The organism is Burkholderia sp. AU6039 (assembly GCF_002223365.1).
Classification (GTDB): Bacteria; Pseudomonadota; Gammaproteobacteria; order Burkholderiales; family Burkholderiaceae; genus Burkholderia.
This window is the reverse complement of sequence record NZ_NKFK01000006.1, coordinates 174,049-187,856: the sequence shown is the minus strand read 5'-3', so window position 1 is coordinate 187,856 and position 13,808 is coordinate 174,049. Positions and strand designations below refer to the sequence as shown.

The 13,808-nt window shown below is 68.2% G+C and carries 17 protein-coding genes; 11 read left to right on the top strand and 6 right to left on the bottom strand.

The features are described from left to right. The 6 genes from CFB39_RS31185 to CFB39_RS31160 all read left to right on the top strand — a co-directional run bounded on the left by CFB39_RS31185 (nt 1) and on the right by CFB39_RS31160 (nt 4,385). Nucleotides 1-1,044, top strand: a complete 1,044-nt coding sequence (locus CFB39_RS31185; protein WP_089475834.1) for an ABC transporter ATP-binding protein — start codon at nt 1-3, stop codon at nt 1,042-1,044. A gap of 26 nt (nt 1,045-1,070) precedes the next feature. Beyond that, nucleotides 1,071-2,159 (top strand): extracellular solute-binding protein, encoded by a 1,089-nt coding sequence (locus CFB39_RS31180; protein ID WP_089461946.1) that lies wholly within the window; start codon nt 1,071-1,073, stop codon nt 2,157-2,159. Between the two features lie 10 nt (nt 2,160-2,169). Continuing rightward, a complete protein-coding gene (locus CFB39_RS31175) occupies nt 2,170-3,003 on the top strand; it encodes an ABC transporter permease (RefSeq protein WP_089441446.1) in 834 nt (277 codons plus the stop codon). Further along, nucleotides 2,996-3,529, top strand: a complete 534-nt coding sequence (locus CFB39_RS31170) for a TIGR00725 family protein (protein WP_089441447.1) — start codon at nt 2,996-2,998, stop codon at nt 3,527-3,529. Before CFB39_RS31175 ends, CFB39_RS31170 begins: the two co-directional genes overlap by 8 nt. Before the next feature lie 122 nt (nt 3,530-3,651). Then, nucleotides 3,652-3,846 carry a YqaE/Pmp3 family membrane protein gene (locus CFB39_RS31165; RefSeq protein WP_089441448.1) on the top strand — a complete coding sequence of 65 codons (195 nt, stop codon included), beginning with the start codon at nt 3,652-3,654 and terminating at the stop codon, nt 3,844-3,846. Between the two features lie 254 nt (nt 3,847-4,100). Then, a complete protein-coding gene (locus tag CFB39_RS31160) occupies nt 4,101-4,385 on the top strand; it encodes a helix-turn-helix domain-containing protein (RefSeq protein WP_089441449.1) in 285 nt (94 codons plus the stop codon). 64 nt (nt 4,386-4,449) lie between these two features. Here the strand turns inward: CFB39_RS31160 and CFB39_RS31155 are convergent, their stop codons facing one another. After that, nucleotides 4,450-5,355 (bottom strand): LysR substrate-binding domain-containing protein, encoded by a 906-nt coding sequence (locus CFB39_RS31155; protein WP_256991494.1) that lies wholly within the window; start codon nt 5,353-5,355, stop codon nt 4,450-4,452. 167 nt (nt 5,356-5,522) lie between these two features. On the opposite strand from CFB39_RS31155, the gene CFB39_RS31150 reads away from it, so the two are divergent. Next, nucleotides 5,523-6,134: a hypothetical protein gene (locus CFB39_RS31150; RefSeq protein ID WP_256991493.1), complete on the top strand. Its 612-nt coding sequence runs from the start codon at nt 5,523-5,525 to the stop codon at nt 6,132-6,134. A 174-nt stretch (nt 6,135-6,308) separates the two neighbouring features. Here the strand turns inward: CFB39_RS31150 and CFB39_RS31145 are convergent, their stop codons facing one another. Genes CFB39_RS31145 through CFB39_RS31135 form a run of 3 tightly spaced genes read right to left on the bottom strand, consistent with a single transcriptional unit; the run spans nt 6,309 to nt 8,909 of the window. Next, entirely contained in the window at nt 6,309-6,488 is a 180-nt protein-coding gene (locus CFB39_RS31145; protein ID WP_089475831.1) for a hypothetical protein, read from the bottom strand. Beyond that, nucleotides 6,460-7,467, bottom strand: a complete 1,008-nt coding sequence (gene cydB / locus CFB39_RS31140; protein ID WP_039364378.1) for a cytochrome d ubiquinol oxidase subunit II — start codon at nt 7,465-7,467, stop codon at nt 6,460-6,462. The genes CFB39_RS31145 and cydB overlap by 29 nt, the downstream gene beginning before the upstream one ends. Before the next feature lie 29 nt (nt 7,468-7,496). Further along, nucleotides 7,497-8,909, bottom strand: a complete 1,413-nt coding sequence (locus tag CFB39_RS31135; RefSeq protein WP_089448586.1) for a cytochrome ubiquinol oxidase subunit I — start codon at nt 8,907-8,909, stop codon at nt 7,497-7,499. Nucleotides 8,910-9,411: 502 nt separating this feature from the next. Here CFB39_RS31135 and CFB39_RS31130 point away from each other — a divergent pair. From CFB39_RS31130 to ltaE, 3 genes are all read left to right on the top strand, one after another. Further along, on the top strand, nt 9,412-9,738 hold the full coding sequence (locus CFB39_RS31130) for a hypothetical protein (RefSeq protein ID WP_089475830.1): 327 nt from the start codon (nt 9,412-9,414) through the stop codon (nt 9,736-9,738). A gap of 13 nt (nt 9,739-9,751) precedes the next feature. Next, nucleotides 9,752-10,300 carry a YMGG-like glycine zipper-containing protein gene (locus CFB39_RS31125; RefSeq protein WP_089475829.1) on the top strand — a complete coding sequence of 183 codons (549 nt, stop codon included), beginning with the start codon at nt 9,752-9,754 and terminating at the stop codon, nt 10,298-10,300. A 167-nt stretch (nt 10,301-10,467) separates the two neighbouring features. After that, nucleotides 10,468-11,481 (top strand): low-specificity L-threonine aldolase, encoded by a 1,014-nt coding sequence (gene ltaE / locus CFB39_RS31120; RefSeq protein WP_089475828.1) that lies wholly within the window; start codon nt 10,468-10,470, stop codon nt 11,479-11,481. 114 nt (nt 11,482-11,595) lie between these two features. On the opposite strand, the gene CFB39_RS31115 is transcribed toward ltaE, so the two are convergent. Together CFB39_RS31115 and CFB39_RS31110 are read right to left on the bottom strand one after the other, a co-directional pair. Beyond that, nucleotides 11,596-11,808: a DUF1059 domain-containing protein gene (locus CFB39_RS31115; RefSeq protein WP_089475827.1), complete on the bottom strand. Its 213-nt coding sequence runs from the start codon at nt 11,806-11,808 to the stop codon at nt 11,596-11,598. A gap of 150 nt (nt 11,809-11,958) precedes the next feature. Continuing rightward, nucleotides 11,959-12,864, bottom strand: coding sequence for an HTH-type transcriptional regulator ArgP (locus CFB39_RS31110; RefSeq protein ID WP_089433450.1), 906 nt, complete (start codon nt 12,862-12,864; stop codon nt 11,959-11,961). A 290-nt stretch (nt 12,865-13,154) separates the two neighbouring features. Between CFB39_RS31110 and CFB39_RS31105 the strand changes: the two genes are divergently transcribed. Next, nucleotides 13,155-13,808, top strand: coding sequence for a peroxiredoxin (locus tag CFB39_RS31105; RefSeq protein ID WP_089428890.1), 654 nt, complete (start codon nt 13,155-13,157; stop codon nt 13,806-13,808).

The following is a 13,808-nucleotide window of genomic DNA, read 5'->3' as shown; positions in this document are numbered from 1 at the left end:
ATGAGTCTCGAGTTCGAACACGTCAGTTTCCAGTACCCCGGCGCGCGACACGGCGTCGACGACGTCACGCTGTCCGCCGCGCAAGGCGAGCTGCTCGCGGTGATGGGGCGCAGCGGGTCCGGCAAGTCCACGCTGCTGCGGCTCGCGGCCGGCCTGCTCGACGGCGGCAGCGGCCGCATCGCGATCGGCGGCGCCGACATGGCCGGCGTGCCGGTGTGGCGGCGCGAGGTCGGCATGGTGTTCCAGCACTACGCGCTGTTCCCGAACCTGTCGGTGGCCGACAACGTCGCGTACGGGCTGAAAATGCGCGGCGTCACGGCCGATGCGCGGCGGCAGCGCGCGCGTGACATGCTCGAGCGCGTCGGCCTCGCGGCGCATGCGGAACGCGGCATCGCGATGCTGTCCGGCGGGCAGCAGCAGCGTGTCGCGCTCGCGCGTGCGCTCGTGATCGAGCCGAAGCTGCTGCTGCTCGACGAGCCGCTGGCCGCGCTCGATGCCGGCATCCGCCATCAGTTGCGCGACGAGATTCGCGCGCTGCAGCGCGCGTGCGGCGCGACGACGCTGCTCGTCACGCACGACCAGGACGAGGCGCTGAGCATGGCCGACCGCGTCGCGATCGTCGACGGCGGGCGCGTGCTGCAGGTAGGCGCGCCGCGCGACCTGTACGAGCGGCCTGTGTCCGCGCAGGTCGCGCGCTTCGTCGGGCATTCGACGCTGCTGCGCGGCCGCGTGACCGCGCCCGACACGGTCGACGTGCGGTTCGCGACGCTGCGCGTCGAGACCGGCGGGCACCGGCCGGGCGCCGAGGTCGAGGTGCTGGTGCGGCCCGAGCACGTGGAGGCCGATCCGCCGGCGCACGGCGTGAACCGCATCGACGGCGCGCCGGGCGACGTGCGCTACTTCGGCGCGACGCAACGCTACGACTTCATTCCCGCCGGCTCGGCCGACCCGCTGCTGTGCGAAGGCCGCGTGCCGGCCACCCGGCGGATCGCGATCGACCCGCGCCATCTGCTCGTGCTGCCGGCCGCGCCGGACGCGCAATGACCCCTTTCATTCAACGGAGATCCCCGATGCCTGCAGGCCACCCTCTTGTGAAGACCCTACGCGCCGGCGTGCTGGCGCTCTGCGCGTTCGCGGCGCTGGCCGCCGCGCCGGCGCACGCCGCGCCGCTGTATCCGGGCGAGGACGCGCTGTATGCGAAGGCCGCCGACGAAGGGCTCGTCGTGTCGTTCGACACGGGCCCCGAATGGGCCAACTGGAAGGCGCTGTTCGCCGAGTTCCGCAAGCGCTATCCGAAGGTCGAGATCACCTACAACGACATCGGCTCGGCCGCGACCGTGGTGTCGCTCGACAAGTCGCGCCGCCGTCCGCAGGCCGATACCGCGTACTACTTCGCCGCGTCGGCGCTCGACGCCGAAAGCAAGGATGTCGTCGCGCCGTTCAGGCCGGTCAACTTCGACAAGCTGCCGGACGTGTTTCGCTCGGCGGACGGTCGCTGGTTCGCGGTGCACTCGCTGAACATCGCGTTCCTCGTCAACCGCAAGCTCGTGAAGAACGTGCCGCAGCGCTGGTCCGACCTGCTGAAGCCGGAGTATCGCAACGCGGTCGTCTATCTCGACCCGCGTTCGACCGGGCAGGGGCAGGTCGCCGTGTTCGCGGCCGCCTATGCGAACGGCGGCAGCGTCGAGAACCCGAAACCCGGCACGGAATTCTTCGGCAAGCTGAAGCGCGCGGGCAACGTGCTGCGCGTCGAAGGTACGACGCCGTATGCGAAGTTCGTGAAGGGCGAGATTCCGATCCTGATCGGCTACGAGAACGACGGCCTGAAGGCGAAGTACGTCGACGGCATGGGTGACGCAGCCGACGTCGTGATTCCGCAGGACGGCAGCGTATCGGCGCCGTATGCGATGAGCCTCGTGAAGAACGGCCCGAACCCGTCCGCCGCGCAGCTCTGGCTGAACCTGGTGATGAGCGACGTCGGGCAGGCGCTGTTCGCGCAGGGCTTCGTGCGGCCGGCCGTGCCCGGCACGCCGGTCGCGCCGGATGTCGCGGCGAAGCTGCCGAAGGCGCCGCAGGTGCGTCCGCTCGACGTGGCGAAGGCGGCCGCGCGCAAGGCCGAGGTCGACCAGCTCTGGTCGCAGGCGACGCTCGGCCAGTAAGGGGCACGCGATGCAGACCTCCCTGGCGGAACGCGGCGCGCTGCGCCGCTTCGGCGCGGTGCCGGCGGCGGTATTGCTGGCGGTGTGCTTCGCGCTGCCGCTCGCCGCGCTCGTCGGCTCGGCCTTCACGGATGGCGGCCGTGCGTTCGGTGCGGTGCTGCGCGATCCGCTCGTCGCCGATGCGATCGCGCATTCGCTGGCGCTGGCGGTGGGCGCCGGCACGCTGTCGGTCGGCATCGGCGTGCCGGTCGCATTCGCGCTGGCGGGGCAGTCGCCCGCCCGCCGCCACTGGACGCTCGCGCTGCTCGGCGTGCCGCTCGCGTTCTCCGGGCTGGTGATCGCGTACGGCTTCATCCTCGCGTTCGGCCGCGCCGGCTTCGTCACCACGCTCGCGGCGTCGCTGGGCGCGGACCCGACCGTGCTCGGCGGCGCGATCTACACGATGCCGGGGCTGGCGGTCGCGTATGCGTACTACCTGATCCCGCGGGTCGCGCTGATGATCTACCCGGCGCTCGCGAATCTCGACCGGCGGCCGCTCGAGGCGGCACTGACGCTCGGCGCGCGCCCGTGGCGTGCATGGCTCGACGTCGCGTGGCGCGAACTGTGGCCGTCGGTCGCGTCCGCGTGGTGCCTCGTCACGGCGATCGCGCTCGGCACCTACGGCACGGCGCTCGCGCTGGCCGGCACGCAGATCAACATCCTGCCGCTGCTGATGTATCTGAAGCTGTCGGACGGGCAAACCGATTTCTCGCAGGCGGCCGTGCTGTCGATCGTGCTGACGGCGATCTGCACCTGCGTTCTTGCATTGGGGGAAGGCCTTGTACGGCAACGACGTCATGGATGAGTGGTCGGGGGCGGCGTGCGACGCGCTGGCGCAACTCGCGCAACGGCAGCGCGGCACGCGGCGGCACCGCATGCCGGTCGGCGTGATCGGTCCGCGCGAGGCGACCGACGAACAGATGCGAGTCGCGCAGCGGATCGCGCATGCGCTCGCGGCGGCGGGTGTCGCCATCGTCGGCGGCGGCAAGCAGGGCGTGATGGAGGCGGCCGCGCGCGGCGTGCATGCGGCCGGCGGGTGCGCGATCGGGCTGCTGCCGGAGGACGATGCGACGCTCGCGAATCCCTACCTGAGCGTCGCGCTGCCGACCGGGCTCGGCATCACGCGCAACGCACTGGTCGCGCGGGCATCGCTGTGCCTGATCGCGGTCGGCGGCGGGCTCGGCACGCTGTCCGAGATCGCGCTCGGGTTGCAGTGGGGCAAGCCGGTGTTCGCGATTTGCGACGCGCCGCGCGTGGCGGGCGCCGAATGCTTCGACGAAGCGGATCCGCTCGTGGCACGGGTCGCGCGGTGGCTGGCCGATTCGGCGTAGGCCGATGGGATGAGGTTGAGGCTTCTCGTCCGGGGATCGTCGGCAGCGGACTTGAAATGGCGCGGGCAACTCGCCATATTGGCGATGCACGAACCTTCAACGACGCCTCGAAAGGAGTCCAGATGCGCCTTTTGCTTGCCCTGCTGCTGCCGTGGTTCCAGTTCTTCACGATCGGCCGCCCGATCGCCGGGATCATCTGCCTGATCCTGCAAATCACGATCATCGGCTGGATACCGGCCGCGATCTGGTCGGTGTATGCGCTGAGCCAGTACAAGACCGATCGGAAGATCGAGGCGGCGTTGCGCGAGCGGCGATAGGTCGTTGAACGAGAATCCGAGCGCTTTCAGCACTGCCTGAAGTAACGGCAAGGATTCATGTTTCGGCAGAAATCTACATAAGTTGTATGTGCTATTCGTTGCAATTTGTATAGATTTCCACCGAAATGACGGTATTTCCAATAATTGACGACTTCTGATTTCAAGCTGGAGCACGATGTCCATGCCTTTCTGAAGCCGGGGCTCGAGCGGCTGGCGCGTGAGCGGGATGCGTTGCGCGAGGCACGGGTGACGCAATGGACAAACGCTATAACGCGCTGCCGCTTCCCGAACAGCTTTCGCTCCGACGACAAGCGATCGAAGACGTGCTCGCGCATCCCGAGTGGTCGTTGCGCGAATCGGTACATCATCTGAAGAAAGCGATGCGGCTGACCAGCGCGGAAATGGCCAAGCTCGCCGGTGTGTCGACGAAGACGATTCAGGATATCGAGCAAGGCCGCAGCGACGGGACGGTACAGACGATGAACCGCATCTTCGGCATGCTGGGATTGAAGCTCGGTGTGGTGCGACAGAACGCCTAGGTGGACGTGACGGTGCAGCCGCCTTGGGCTGCTTCATCGGTTCCTGCTTTCTACCCCTCGCCGGCTATCCCGGCGGCGCCCCCTCCAGCGCTTCCGCCCGCGCGAACAGCCAGTCGACGAACGTGCGCAGTGACGGATCGTCGTCGTCGCGATACAGGCAATGAAAGGGCGGCGCTTCCAGGTGGACTTCCGGAAACAGCGCGACGAGCCGCCCTTGCTCGATGTCGTCGCGCACCACTGCACGCGGCGCGAGGCACACGCCGAGCCCGCTTGCCGCAGCCTTGATCATCAGGAAGAACTCGCGATAGAACGGCCCGCGCAGCGTCTCGGTGACGACCGAGCCCGCCTGGTGGAACCAGTATTGCCATGCCTGCGGCAAGCCCGCGTAATGCAGCAGCGGCGCGTTGCGCAGGTCGGCCGGCGTGCGCGCCTGGTCGAGCACCGGGTGGCCCGGCGCGCACACCGGCACCGCGACGGTCGCGAGCAGCGGCCGCGACACGAACCCTTTGCGGCGCAGCTCCGGCGTATAGCGACGAACCACGATGTCGCAGGTTTCGTCGAACTGGTCGCGCTCATTGTCGGGCGTCGTGACGAGTTGCACGTCGATGTCCGGATGGTCGGCCTGGAACGCAGCCAGTTGCGTGAGCAACCATCCGTGCGCGAACGAGACGGACGCGTTGATCCGCACCGGATGGCCGCCGCCGGGTTCGAACATTTGCCCCGTCGCCTGAGCGAGCCGGCCGAGGCAGCTCGCGACGTCGACGAGGTAATGCCGCGCGCGCGGCGTGAGCCGCAACGAGCGTCCGTCACGCTCGAACAGCTTCTGCCCGAAGAACGATTCGAGCACGCGGATTTGCTGCGCGACCGCGCTCTGGGTCACGTTCAGCTCGTCGGCGGCGAGGGTGAGGCTCTGCAGGCGGCCGGCAGCTTCGAAGCTGCGCAGCGCGTTCAGGGGCGGCAATCGGCGCATCGTGAGATCGCGAAGAAAAGCTACACAGTGGGTCAAAAAATGTCGTTTGTGGCGGTCGGGGCGCGTCCCTATGATGGCGCCGACAGGAGAACACCGCGATGACGATCATAGCGCCACCCGATTGCCGATCAACCGTAATTCGCCGCCGACTTCGCGCCCGGCGCGCGATGCGTCGCGAGGCAGCGGTGCCGCCGGCGCGCGGCCGCGGCGCGCTGGCGCTCGCCTGTGCCGGGCTGCTCGCGCTACTGGCCGGATGTGCGTCGAAGCCGGAAAACGAACGCCAGATCGGCAGCGGGGGATCGCTGGTGCGCTACAGCTCGAGCCAGACCGAAGTCGACCTGTCCGAAAGCGAGCAGCAGACGCTGCGCATGATGACCGATCGCCGCTATGCCGGTGCGACGCAGGGGCGCGCACTCGACGCGGTGGCCGGCGTGCTGCGCGCGCAGGGTTTTGCGCCGGTGACGGTCGATCGCGATTCGGGGCTGATCGAGGGCGGGCGCAGCGATACGCTGATTCCGAAGTGGCGGCAACTGCTGCGCGGCGCGCTGAAGGCGCGCATCGGCGGCTTGCCCGCGAAGCCGGATCACGAGCGGATTGCCGCCGTCGTCACGGTTCGCGTGACGGCGGCGCGCGACGCGATCGTGCGTGCGCGATTCGACCGCACGGTATGGGACAGCAACGGCGACTCGCGGATGAAGACCATCGTCGAGCCCGATTACTACCAGACCTTCTTCAGCGCGATCGACAAGGCGATGTGCACGACGTCGTGCGAGCGGTGAGCGGCACGCAGGTGCCGGCGCCGGGAGCGCAAGGGGGAACGGGAGCGGAGTGCGCGCCGTCGCCCGGAGAATGGCCGCGGATGCCGGCGCGGCGCCCGGTGCATCCGGCCGAAGCGGCAGCCGTCGACGAGAAAACGGCTGCCGGATCGTCGCCCGACCCGGCAGCGGCCTCGCCTACTTCACCGCAAACAGCGTCAGGTTCATGAAGATCTTGAACGCATAGCCGAGCGTGACGGCGCCGAGCACGCCGCCCGCCCACAGGACGACGAACCACATCCAGCCGCGCATGCGCGGCTTCGGCGCAGCGGGCTGGCCATCGGCGGGATCAGTGGTGGTAGTAATGCTGGTCTTCATGGCGCACCTTGCCTCGGAATACCCAGTAACCCATCGTCGTGTAGGCGATGATGATCGGGAGGATAACCGCTGCGCCGACCAGCGTGAAGGTCTGGCTGGAACGCGGCGCCGCGGCTTCCCAGATCGTCATCGTCTGGGGAATCGCATACGGGAACAGCGTGACGAGCAGGCCGACGTAGCCGAGCAGCACGAGCGCCAGCGCAAGCACGAACGGCGTCATGTCGTGCCGGGCGCGCACCGCGCGGCGCATCCACACCGCGCAGCCGGCGACCAGGAACGGCACCGGCAGCAGGCGCCAGAACAGCCCCGAGTCGAACCAGCGCTGCGCGATGGCCGGATCCTGCAGCGGCGTCCACAGGCTGACGACCGCGATGAAGCCGAGCAGCACCACCGTCAGCGGCCACACGACGCGATGCAGGCGCCGCTGCAGGTCGCCTTCCGTCTTCGCGACGAGCCAGCAGCAGCCGAGCAGCGCATAGGTCACGATCAGGCCGAGGCCGGTCAGCAGGCTGAACGGCGTGAGCCAGTCGAACGCATCGCCCGCGAACACGCCGTCCTTCACGTTGATGCCCTGCAGGAACGCGCCGAGCGCGATGCCCTGGAAGAACGTCGCGCCGGCCGAGCCGCCGATGAACGCGAGATCCCACAGCTGCTTCGTGCGCCGCGCCTTCGCGCGGATCTCGAACGACACGCCGCGGAAGATCAGGCACACCAGCATGAAGATCAGCGGCAGGTACAGCGCCGACAGCACGGTCGAATAGACGACCGGAAACACCGCGAATAGCCCGGCGCCGCCGAGCACGAGCCACGTCTCGTTGCCGTCCCATACGGGTGCGACGGTGTTCATCATCAGGTCGCGTTCCTTCTCGTCCGGGAAGAACGGGAAGACGATGCCGATGCCGAGGTCGAAGCCGTCGAGCACGACGTACATGAAGAGCCCCAATGCGATGATCGCGGCCCAGATTACGGTGACGTCCATAGGTTTTCTCGTATGCGAAAAGGGTGGGCTCAGACGGTCTCGAGCGGCTCGTCGACGGCCGACATCGGGCGGCGCGCGGTGTGGTCGGGGCGCGTGTCCGGGGTGTCGTCGTGCTTCACGTCGGGCAGCGCGGGGCCGGCCTTCATCAGCTTCAGCATGTAGTACACGCCGGTGCCGAACACGAGGAAGTACACGATCACGAACGTCATCATCGACAGGCTGACCTGCTGCACCGACAGCGGCGATACCGCATGCGCGGTACGCATCACGCCATACACGACCCACGGCTGGCGGCCCGCTTCGGTCGTCACCCAGCCCGCGAGCAGCGACACGAAGCCGGTCGGGCCCATCACGAGCGCGAAGCGCTGGAACCACTTCGATTCATACAGGCGGCCGCGGCGGCGCAGGAACCACGCGAGCGCGGCGAGGCCGATCATCGCGAAGCCGAGGCCGACCATGATCCGGAAGCTCCAGAACACGACCGTCGAATTCGGGCGGTCTTCCGGCGGGAATTCCTTCAGGCCGCGGATCTCGCCGTCCCAGCTGTGCGTGAGGATCAGGCTGCCGAGGTGCGGCACCTTCACCGCGTAGCGGGTCGTTTCCGCCTGCATGTCCGGGATGCCGAACAGGTTCAGCGCGGTACCGCCCTTTTCCGTTTCCCACAGCCCTTCGATCGCGGCGATCTTCGCCGGCTGGTGCTTCAGCGTGTTGATGCCGTGCTGGTCGCCGATCACGGCCTGCAGCGGCGCGAGTACCAGCAGCAGCCACAGCGCCATCGAGAACATCTTCTTCACGCCCTTGTCGCGGCGACCCTTCAGCAGGTGCCACGCGCCGGTCGCGGCCACCACCAGCGCGGCGACGATGAACGCGGCGATCGCCATGTGGAACAGGCGGTACGGGAACGACGGGTTGAAGATGATCGCGAACCAGTCGGTCGGCACGACGCGGCCGTCGACGATCTCGAAGCCCTGCGGCGTCTGCATCCAGCTGTTCGACGCGAGGATCCAGAACGTCGAGATCAGCGTGCCGATCGCGACCATCAGCGTCGCGCCGAAGTGCGCGCGCGGGCTCACGCGGTTCCAGCCGAACAGCATGATGCCGAGGAAGCCGGCCTCGAGGAAGAACGCGGTCATGACCTCGTACATCAGCAGCGGCCCGGTGACGGCGCCGGCGAAGCTCGAGAAGCCCGACCAGTTCGTGCCGAACTGGTAGCTCATCACGACGCCGGAGACGACGCCCATCCCGAACGCGACCGCGAAGATCTTCGACCAGAACAGGCAGAGGGTTTTGTAGTACTGCTTGCCGGTTTTCAGCCAGCGATATTCGAGCACGGCGATGAAGCTGGCGAGGCCGATGCTCAGCGCCGGAAAGACGATGTGAAAGGAGACGGTGAACGCGAATTGCAGGCGGGCCAGATCGAGGGCCGAAAGAGCGGTGTCCATACCAGTTGACCGAGGCTGACGATACCCGCCGGCGGGTGCCGGCGGACCCCGGCGGACGGGCGTCGGGGTTGGCTGGAGTATGGGCCGCGATGTTGCACCGCGAAATGCGCCAACTCGTCGCAGATGTCCAGCCCGTCGCGCGGATTTCCGGGGTAAATCGTTGATTCGTATCAAGAAGGCTGCTTGCGGCGCGCACGGCCGCGGCGTGGCGGTCTGACGCACGTGCGGCAATATGGCGCGTCGCGTCATCGGAACGGTTCGAGGCGGATGCAAATGCCGCGTGACGCCGCGCATCACGGCGCCCGCGCATGGCCGAACCATTGCGGCGCGTTATCGCGTAACGCACGCGGTCGTGCCGGCGGGCCGTGGCCGAATGCGGCTGTCACATGGGTAACGCCGCGCAACATTGGCGCGCCCGCCCGTAATGGATGACGGATCGCGCGCGGCGTAGCGTTCGGGATGTCGGGTTCGCATCGACGAACCGCCAGCCGGAGAACGTGACGTGAATGGATTGAAGCTCGCACTGGGCGCGGTGGCCGCAGTGGCGATCGCGACGGGCGGCGTGGCGCATGCCGCCCGGGTCGGGGTCTATATCGGCCCGGGCTACCCGTATTACTACCCCGTCGTCCCCGCGCCTTACTACTATCCGCCGCCCGTCGTCGCCGTGCCCGTCGATCCGGGGCCGCCGCCCGAGTACGTCGAGAAGGGGCAGCCGCAGGACCAAGGCGACGCGAACCTCTGGTACTACTGCGACGCGTCGAAGCATTACTACCCGTATGTGAAGACCTGCAAGTCGGGCTGGCGATCGGTGCCGGCGCGGCCGCAGTGACGGAGGCGCGACGATGAAATCCGTATTTCGACCGCTGCGCGTGCCGGCCGCGCTGGCGCTGGCCGGCCTGCTCGGCGCGTGCGCATACATGCCGACCGGGCCGAGCGTGATGGCGCTGCCGGGCACCGGCAAGTCGTTCGACCAGTTCCGCGTCGACGATGCGAACTGCCGTCAATACGCGTTCCAGCAATCGGGCGGCGTAAGCGCGGGCCAGGCGTCGACCGCGAGCGCGGTCGGCAGCGCGGCCGTGGGCACCGCACTGGGTGCGGCGGCCGGCGCGGCGTTCAACGGCGGCACGGGTGCGGCCGTCGGCGCAGGCGCGGGGCTGCTCGCGGGCAGCGTGGTCGGCGCCGGTGCGGCGCAAGGCTCGGCCTACGACATCCAGCGCCGCTACGACTACGGCTACCTCCAGTGCATGTACGCGGCCGGTAACCGCGTGCCGGTGCCGGGCGGGATGAGCGGCGGCGGTGGTGGGTATGGCGGTGGCGGATACGGCGGCGCACCGCGCGCGGCGCCGCCGATGCCGCCGGCGGGCGTCCAGCCGCCGCCGCCGCGCTACTGACGGTGGCCCGGGCGGCGTCGTACGGCATGGCGCGCACGTGCGCCAGGTGAGCCGTGCGCGCATCGACCGTCGATACGCACACGCTGCATGAATTGCGTACACTCTGAGTCTCGTTTCGGCAGGGCCGGGCGCATCGGTTCCGGTCCGCGTTTACCCAGGACTCAGCGATGATCGATTTACGCAGCGATACCGTGACACGTCCGAGCCAGGCAATGCTGGCCGCGATGACTGCCGCCGAAACCGGCGACGACGTATGGGGTGACGACCCGACCGTGCTGCGCCTGCAGGCGGTGACGGCCGAGCGGGCCGGCAAGGAAGCCGGCCTGTTCTTCCCGAGCGGCACGCAGAGCAACCTGGCCGCGCTGATGGCCCATTGCGAGCGTGGCGACGAGTACATCGTCGGCCAGCTCGCGCACACCTACAAGTACGAAGGCGGCGGCGCGGCCGTGCTCGGCAGCATCCAGCCGCAGCCGATCGAGAACGCGCCGGACGGCACGCTGCCGCTCGCGAAGATCGCCGCGGCGATCAAGCCGCTCGATAATCACTTCGCCCGCACACGCCTGCTCGCGCTCGAAAACACGATCGGCGGCCAGGTTTTGCCGGAAGGCTATGTGCAGGAAGCCACCACGTTCGCGCGCAGCCGCGGGTTGTCGCTGCACCTCGACGGCGCGCGCGTGTGCAACGCGGCCGTCGCGTCGGGGCGTTCGATCGCCGAGCTTTCCGCGCCGTTCGACAGCGTGTCGATCTGCTTCTCGAAAGGGCTCGGCGCACCGGTCGGCTCGGTGCTGGTCGGCAACCGTGCGCTGATCGAGCGCGCGCAGCGCTGGCGCAAGGTGCTCGGCGGCGGGATGCGGCAGTCGGGCATTCTCGCGGCGGCCTGCCTGTATGCGCTCGACCACAATGTCGAGCGGCTCGCGGACGATCACGCGAATGCCGCGCATCTCGCCGAAGGCCTCGCACGCATCGACACCGTGAAGGTGCTGTCGCACGCGACGAACATGGTGTTCGCGCAATTCCCCGAAGCCGATTGCGCGCCGCTCGAGGCGTGGCTCAAGGAACGCGGGATCCTCACGCAGATGCTGTACGCGTCGCGCTTCGTCACGCACTGCGACGTGTCGCGTGCGGACATCAATACGTTCATCGACGCGGTCGGTGCGTATTTCGCGCAACGCCGCGCGTAAGGGAGAATGCGCCGGCCGGCGGGGACGCCGGCCCGATGTGGCGCGAAGCAGGGGGCGGAGAGGCGACGGGGGCGACGTGGCAACCCGTCTGTCGATATCGGGCGAGCCGGCGGATCATGCTTGCCGGGGTGCATCGGCGGGCGGTGTGCCGTCGTGGAACAGCGCTTGCAGTTGCGAGCGCAGTTCGGCGCTGTCGGTGTGCTGGTGAACCTGGACCGCATGCTGCACGGCGGCTTCCAGCAGTTCGTTGTCGGAGTCGGCAGAAATCGCGACCGAGCAATTCATCGCGCTGGGAAACTCGCGGCAATCGATGTAGCGGCGAGACATGATGTTCTCCTTGCGGGAAAGGGCGCGGCCGGACAGGCGTGATCGGCCGCGCGTCGCGTTCGCGAGGCCGATGGAAAAAGTATAGGCGGCGCGGCGGGGATTCTCGCCTTCAGGTATACCGCACCCCGCGCACGGTGGCGATGGCGGTGCTTACGGCAGCGGCGCGAGCAGCCGCCGCGCCGCTTCGACGACCCGCTCGGACAACGACGCCATCGTCGGTGACTGCACGGTCCACGCGTGCCAGTACAGCGTGACGTCGGTCGGATGCGCGGGCGCGAGATCGACGAGCCCCTGCGTGTCGAGCGGTGCGCTGCCGATCAGCGGCTCCGGCACCATCGCGTAGCCGAGCCCGTGCCGCACCGCCGCGAAATGCGAATGGGTGCCCGGCACGTAGTGGCACGGGTACGCGCCGTCGGGCAACCCGAACTTCTCCTTCAGGAACGACGACTGCAGCGTATCGCGCCGCGAATACGCGACGACGGGCGCCTTGCGCGCGCTCGTGCGGTTCAGCCCGCGCGGAAACCAGCGCACCGCGAACGCGGCGGCCGCGAGCAACCGGTAGCGCATCGTGCCGAGCGGCGTCGCGAGGCAGCCGCGCATCGGCTTCGGCTCGGTCGTCACGCAGCCCACCGCCATCCCGCTTTCGAGCAACGCGAACGTGTGATCCTGATCTTCGACGATCAGCTCGAAGAGGATGCGCTCACCCGCGAGCACGGATGTCAGCGCCGGCAGAAACCACGTGCCGAGGCTGTCCGAATTGAGCGCGATCGTGACCGAGATCGGCGATTCGCGCTCGGTCGCGAGCGTGCTCTGCAGGTCGGCCTGCAGCAGCGCGACGCGGCGCAGGTGCTGCAGCACGCGCTGCCCGGCCACCGTCGGGCGGCACGGCCGCGTGCGCAGCACCAGCGGCGTGCCGAGGCTCGCCTCCAGCGCACGAACCCGCTGCGTGACGGCGGATGCGGTCACGTGCAGGCGCACGGCGGCCTGCTCGAAGCTGCCCGTGTCGGCGACGGCCAGCAGCGCGGCGGCCTGCTTCGGATCGATCGTCATCGACATGTCGGTGGGATTCCTGTGAACGTAAGACGAGAACAGCCGGTAGTGTAAGTCAGTGCGTACCGGCGGCCGGGGCGGCGCGAGGTTGTGCCGCATCGCATTCATCGTCGGAATCGGCCACGATACGCAAGCACGCCGCGTGCTCGATACCGGTGGCGCGCGCATTTTGAACTAGGCTATATGAACGCGCGGACCCCGGCATGTGCCATGCCGGCCCTTCGCGCGCGGACGATCGCGCGTCGCGCAAGCCGCGGCGCGGGCGTCATGACGATTCCCACTTGATGGAGACGAACATGTCGATTCGACTAGGCGAGGACGCGCCCGATTTCACCGCGGAGACCACCGAGGGAACGATCCGCTTTCATGAATGGATCGGCGACCACTGGGCGATCCTGTTTTCCCATCCGAAGGATTTCACGCCGGTGTGCACGACCGAACTCGGCTACATGGCCGGGCTCAAGCCGGAGTTCGACAAGCGCAACACGAAGATCATCGGGCTGTCGATCGATCCGGTCAGCGATCACCGGAAGTGGGTGGCGGATATCGCCGAAACGCAGGGGCATGCGGTCAACTATCCGCTGATCGGCGACGACGAACTGAAGGTCGCGAAGCTGTACGACATGATTCATCCGAATGCGAGCGGCGGCCCGCGCACGGCGGTCGACAACGCGACGGTTCGCTCGGTCTTCATCATCGGGCCGGACAAGAAGGTCAAGGCGATGCTCGTCTATCCGATGAGCGCGGGGCGCAATTTCGACGAGGTGCTGCGCCTGCTCGACGCGCTGCAACTCAACGCAAAGCATACGGTGGCAACACCTGTGAACTGGAAGCCCGGCGACGATGTCATCATTCCGACGTCGGTATCGGACGATGCGGCGAAGCAGAAGTACCCGGACGGCTTCCGGACGTTGAAGCCGTACCTGCGCTACGTGACACAGCCGCGTTGA

Bases quoted from the DNA above. Each gene is read 5' to 3' on its own strand.
- CFB39_RS31185 (WP_089475834.1), top strand. From the start codon at position 1: ATGAGTCTCGAGTTCGAACACGTCAGTTTCCAGTACCCCGGCGCGCGA.
- CFB39_RS31180 (WP_089461946.1), top strand. From the start codon at position 1,071: ATGCCTGCAGGCCACCCTCTTGTGAAGACCCTACGCGCCGGCGTGCTG.
- CFB39_RS31175 (WP_089441446.1), top strand. From the start codon at position 2,170: ATGCAGACCTCCCTGGCGGAACGCGGCGCGCTGCGCCGCTTCGGCGCG.
- CFB39_RS31170 (WP_089441447.1), top strand. From the start codon at position 2,996: ATGGATGAGTGGTCGGGGGCGGCGTGCGACGCGCTGGCGCAACTCGCG.
- CFB39_RS31165 (WP_089441448.1), top strand. From the start codon at position 3,652: ATGCGCCTTTTGCTTGCCCTGCTGCTGCCGTGGTTCCAGTTCTTCACG.
- CFB39_RS31160 (WP_089441449.1), top strand. From the start codon at position 4,101: ATGGACAAACGCTATAACGCGCTGCCGCTTCCCGAACAGCTTTCGCTC.
- CFB39_RS31155 (WP_256991494.1), bottom strand. From the start codon at position 5,355: ATGCGCCGATTGCCGCCCCTGAACGCGCTGCGCAGCTTCGAAGCTGCC.
- CFB39_RS31150 (WP_256991493.1), top strand. From the start codon at position 5,523: ATGCGTCGCGAGGCAGCGGTGCCGCCGGCGCGCGGCCGCGGCGCGCTG.
- CFB39_RS31145 (WP_089475831.1), bottom strand. From the start codon at position 6,488: ATGAAGACCAGCATTACTACCACCACTGATCCCGCCGATGGCCAGCCC.
- cydB (WP_039364378.1), bottom strand. From the start codon at position 7,467: ATGGACGTCACCGTAATCTGGGCCGCGATCATCGCATTGGGGCTCTTC.
- CFB39_RS31135 (WP_089448586.1), bottom strand. From the start codon at position 8,909: ATGGACACCGCTCTTTCGGCCCTCGATCTGGCCCGCCTGCAATTCGCG.
- CFB39_RS31125 (WP_089475829.1), top strand. From the start codon at position 9,752: ATGAAATCCGTATTTCGACCGCTGCGCGTGCCGGCCGCGCTGGCGCTG.
- ltaE (WP_089475828.1), top strand. From the start codon at position 10,468: ATGATCGATTTACGCAGCGATACCGTGACACGTCCGAGCCAGGCAATG.
- CFB39_RS31115 (WP_089475827.1), bottom strand. From the start codon at position 11,808: ATGTCTCGCCGCTACATCGATTGCCGCGAGTTTCCCAGCGCGATGAAT.
- CFB39_RS31110 (WP_089433450.1), bottom strand. From the start codon at position 12,864: ATGTCGATGACGATCGATCCGAAGCAGGCCGCCGCGCTGCTGGCCGTC.
- CFB39_RS31105 (WP_089428890.1), top strand. From the start codon at position 13,155: ATGTCGATTCGACTAGGCGAGGACGCGCCCGATTTCACCGCGGAGACC.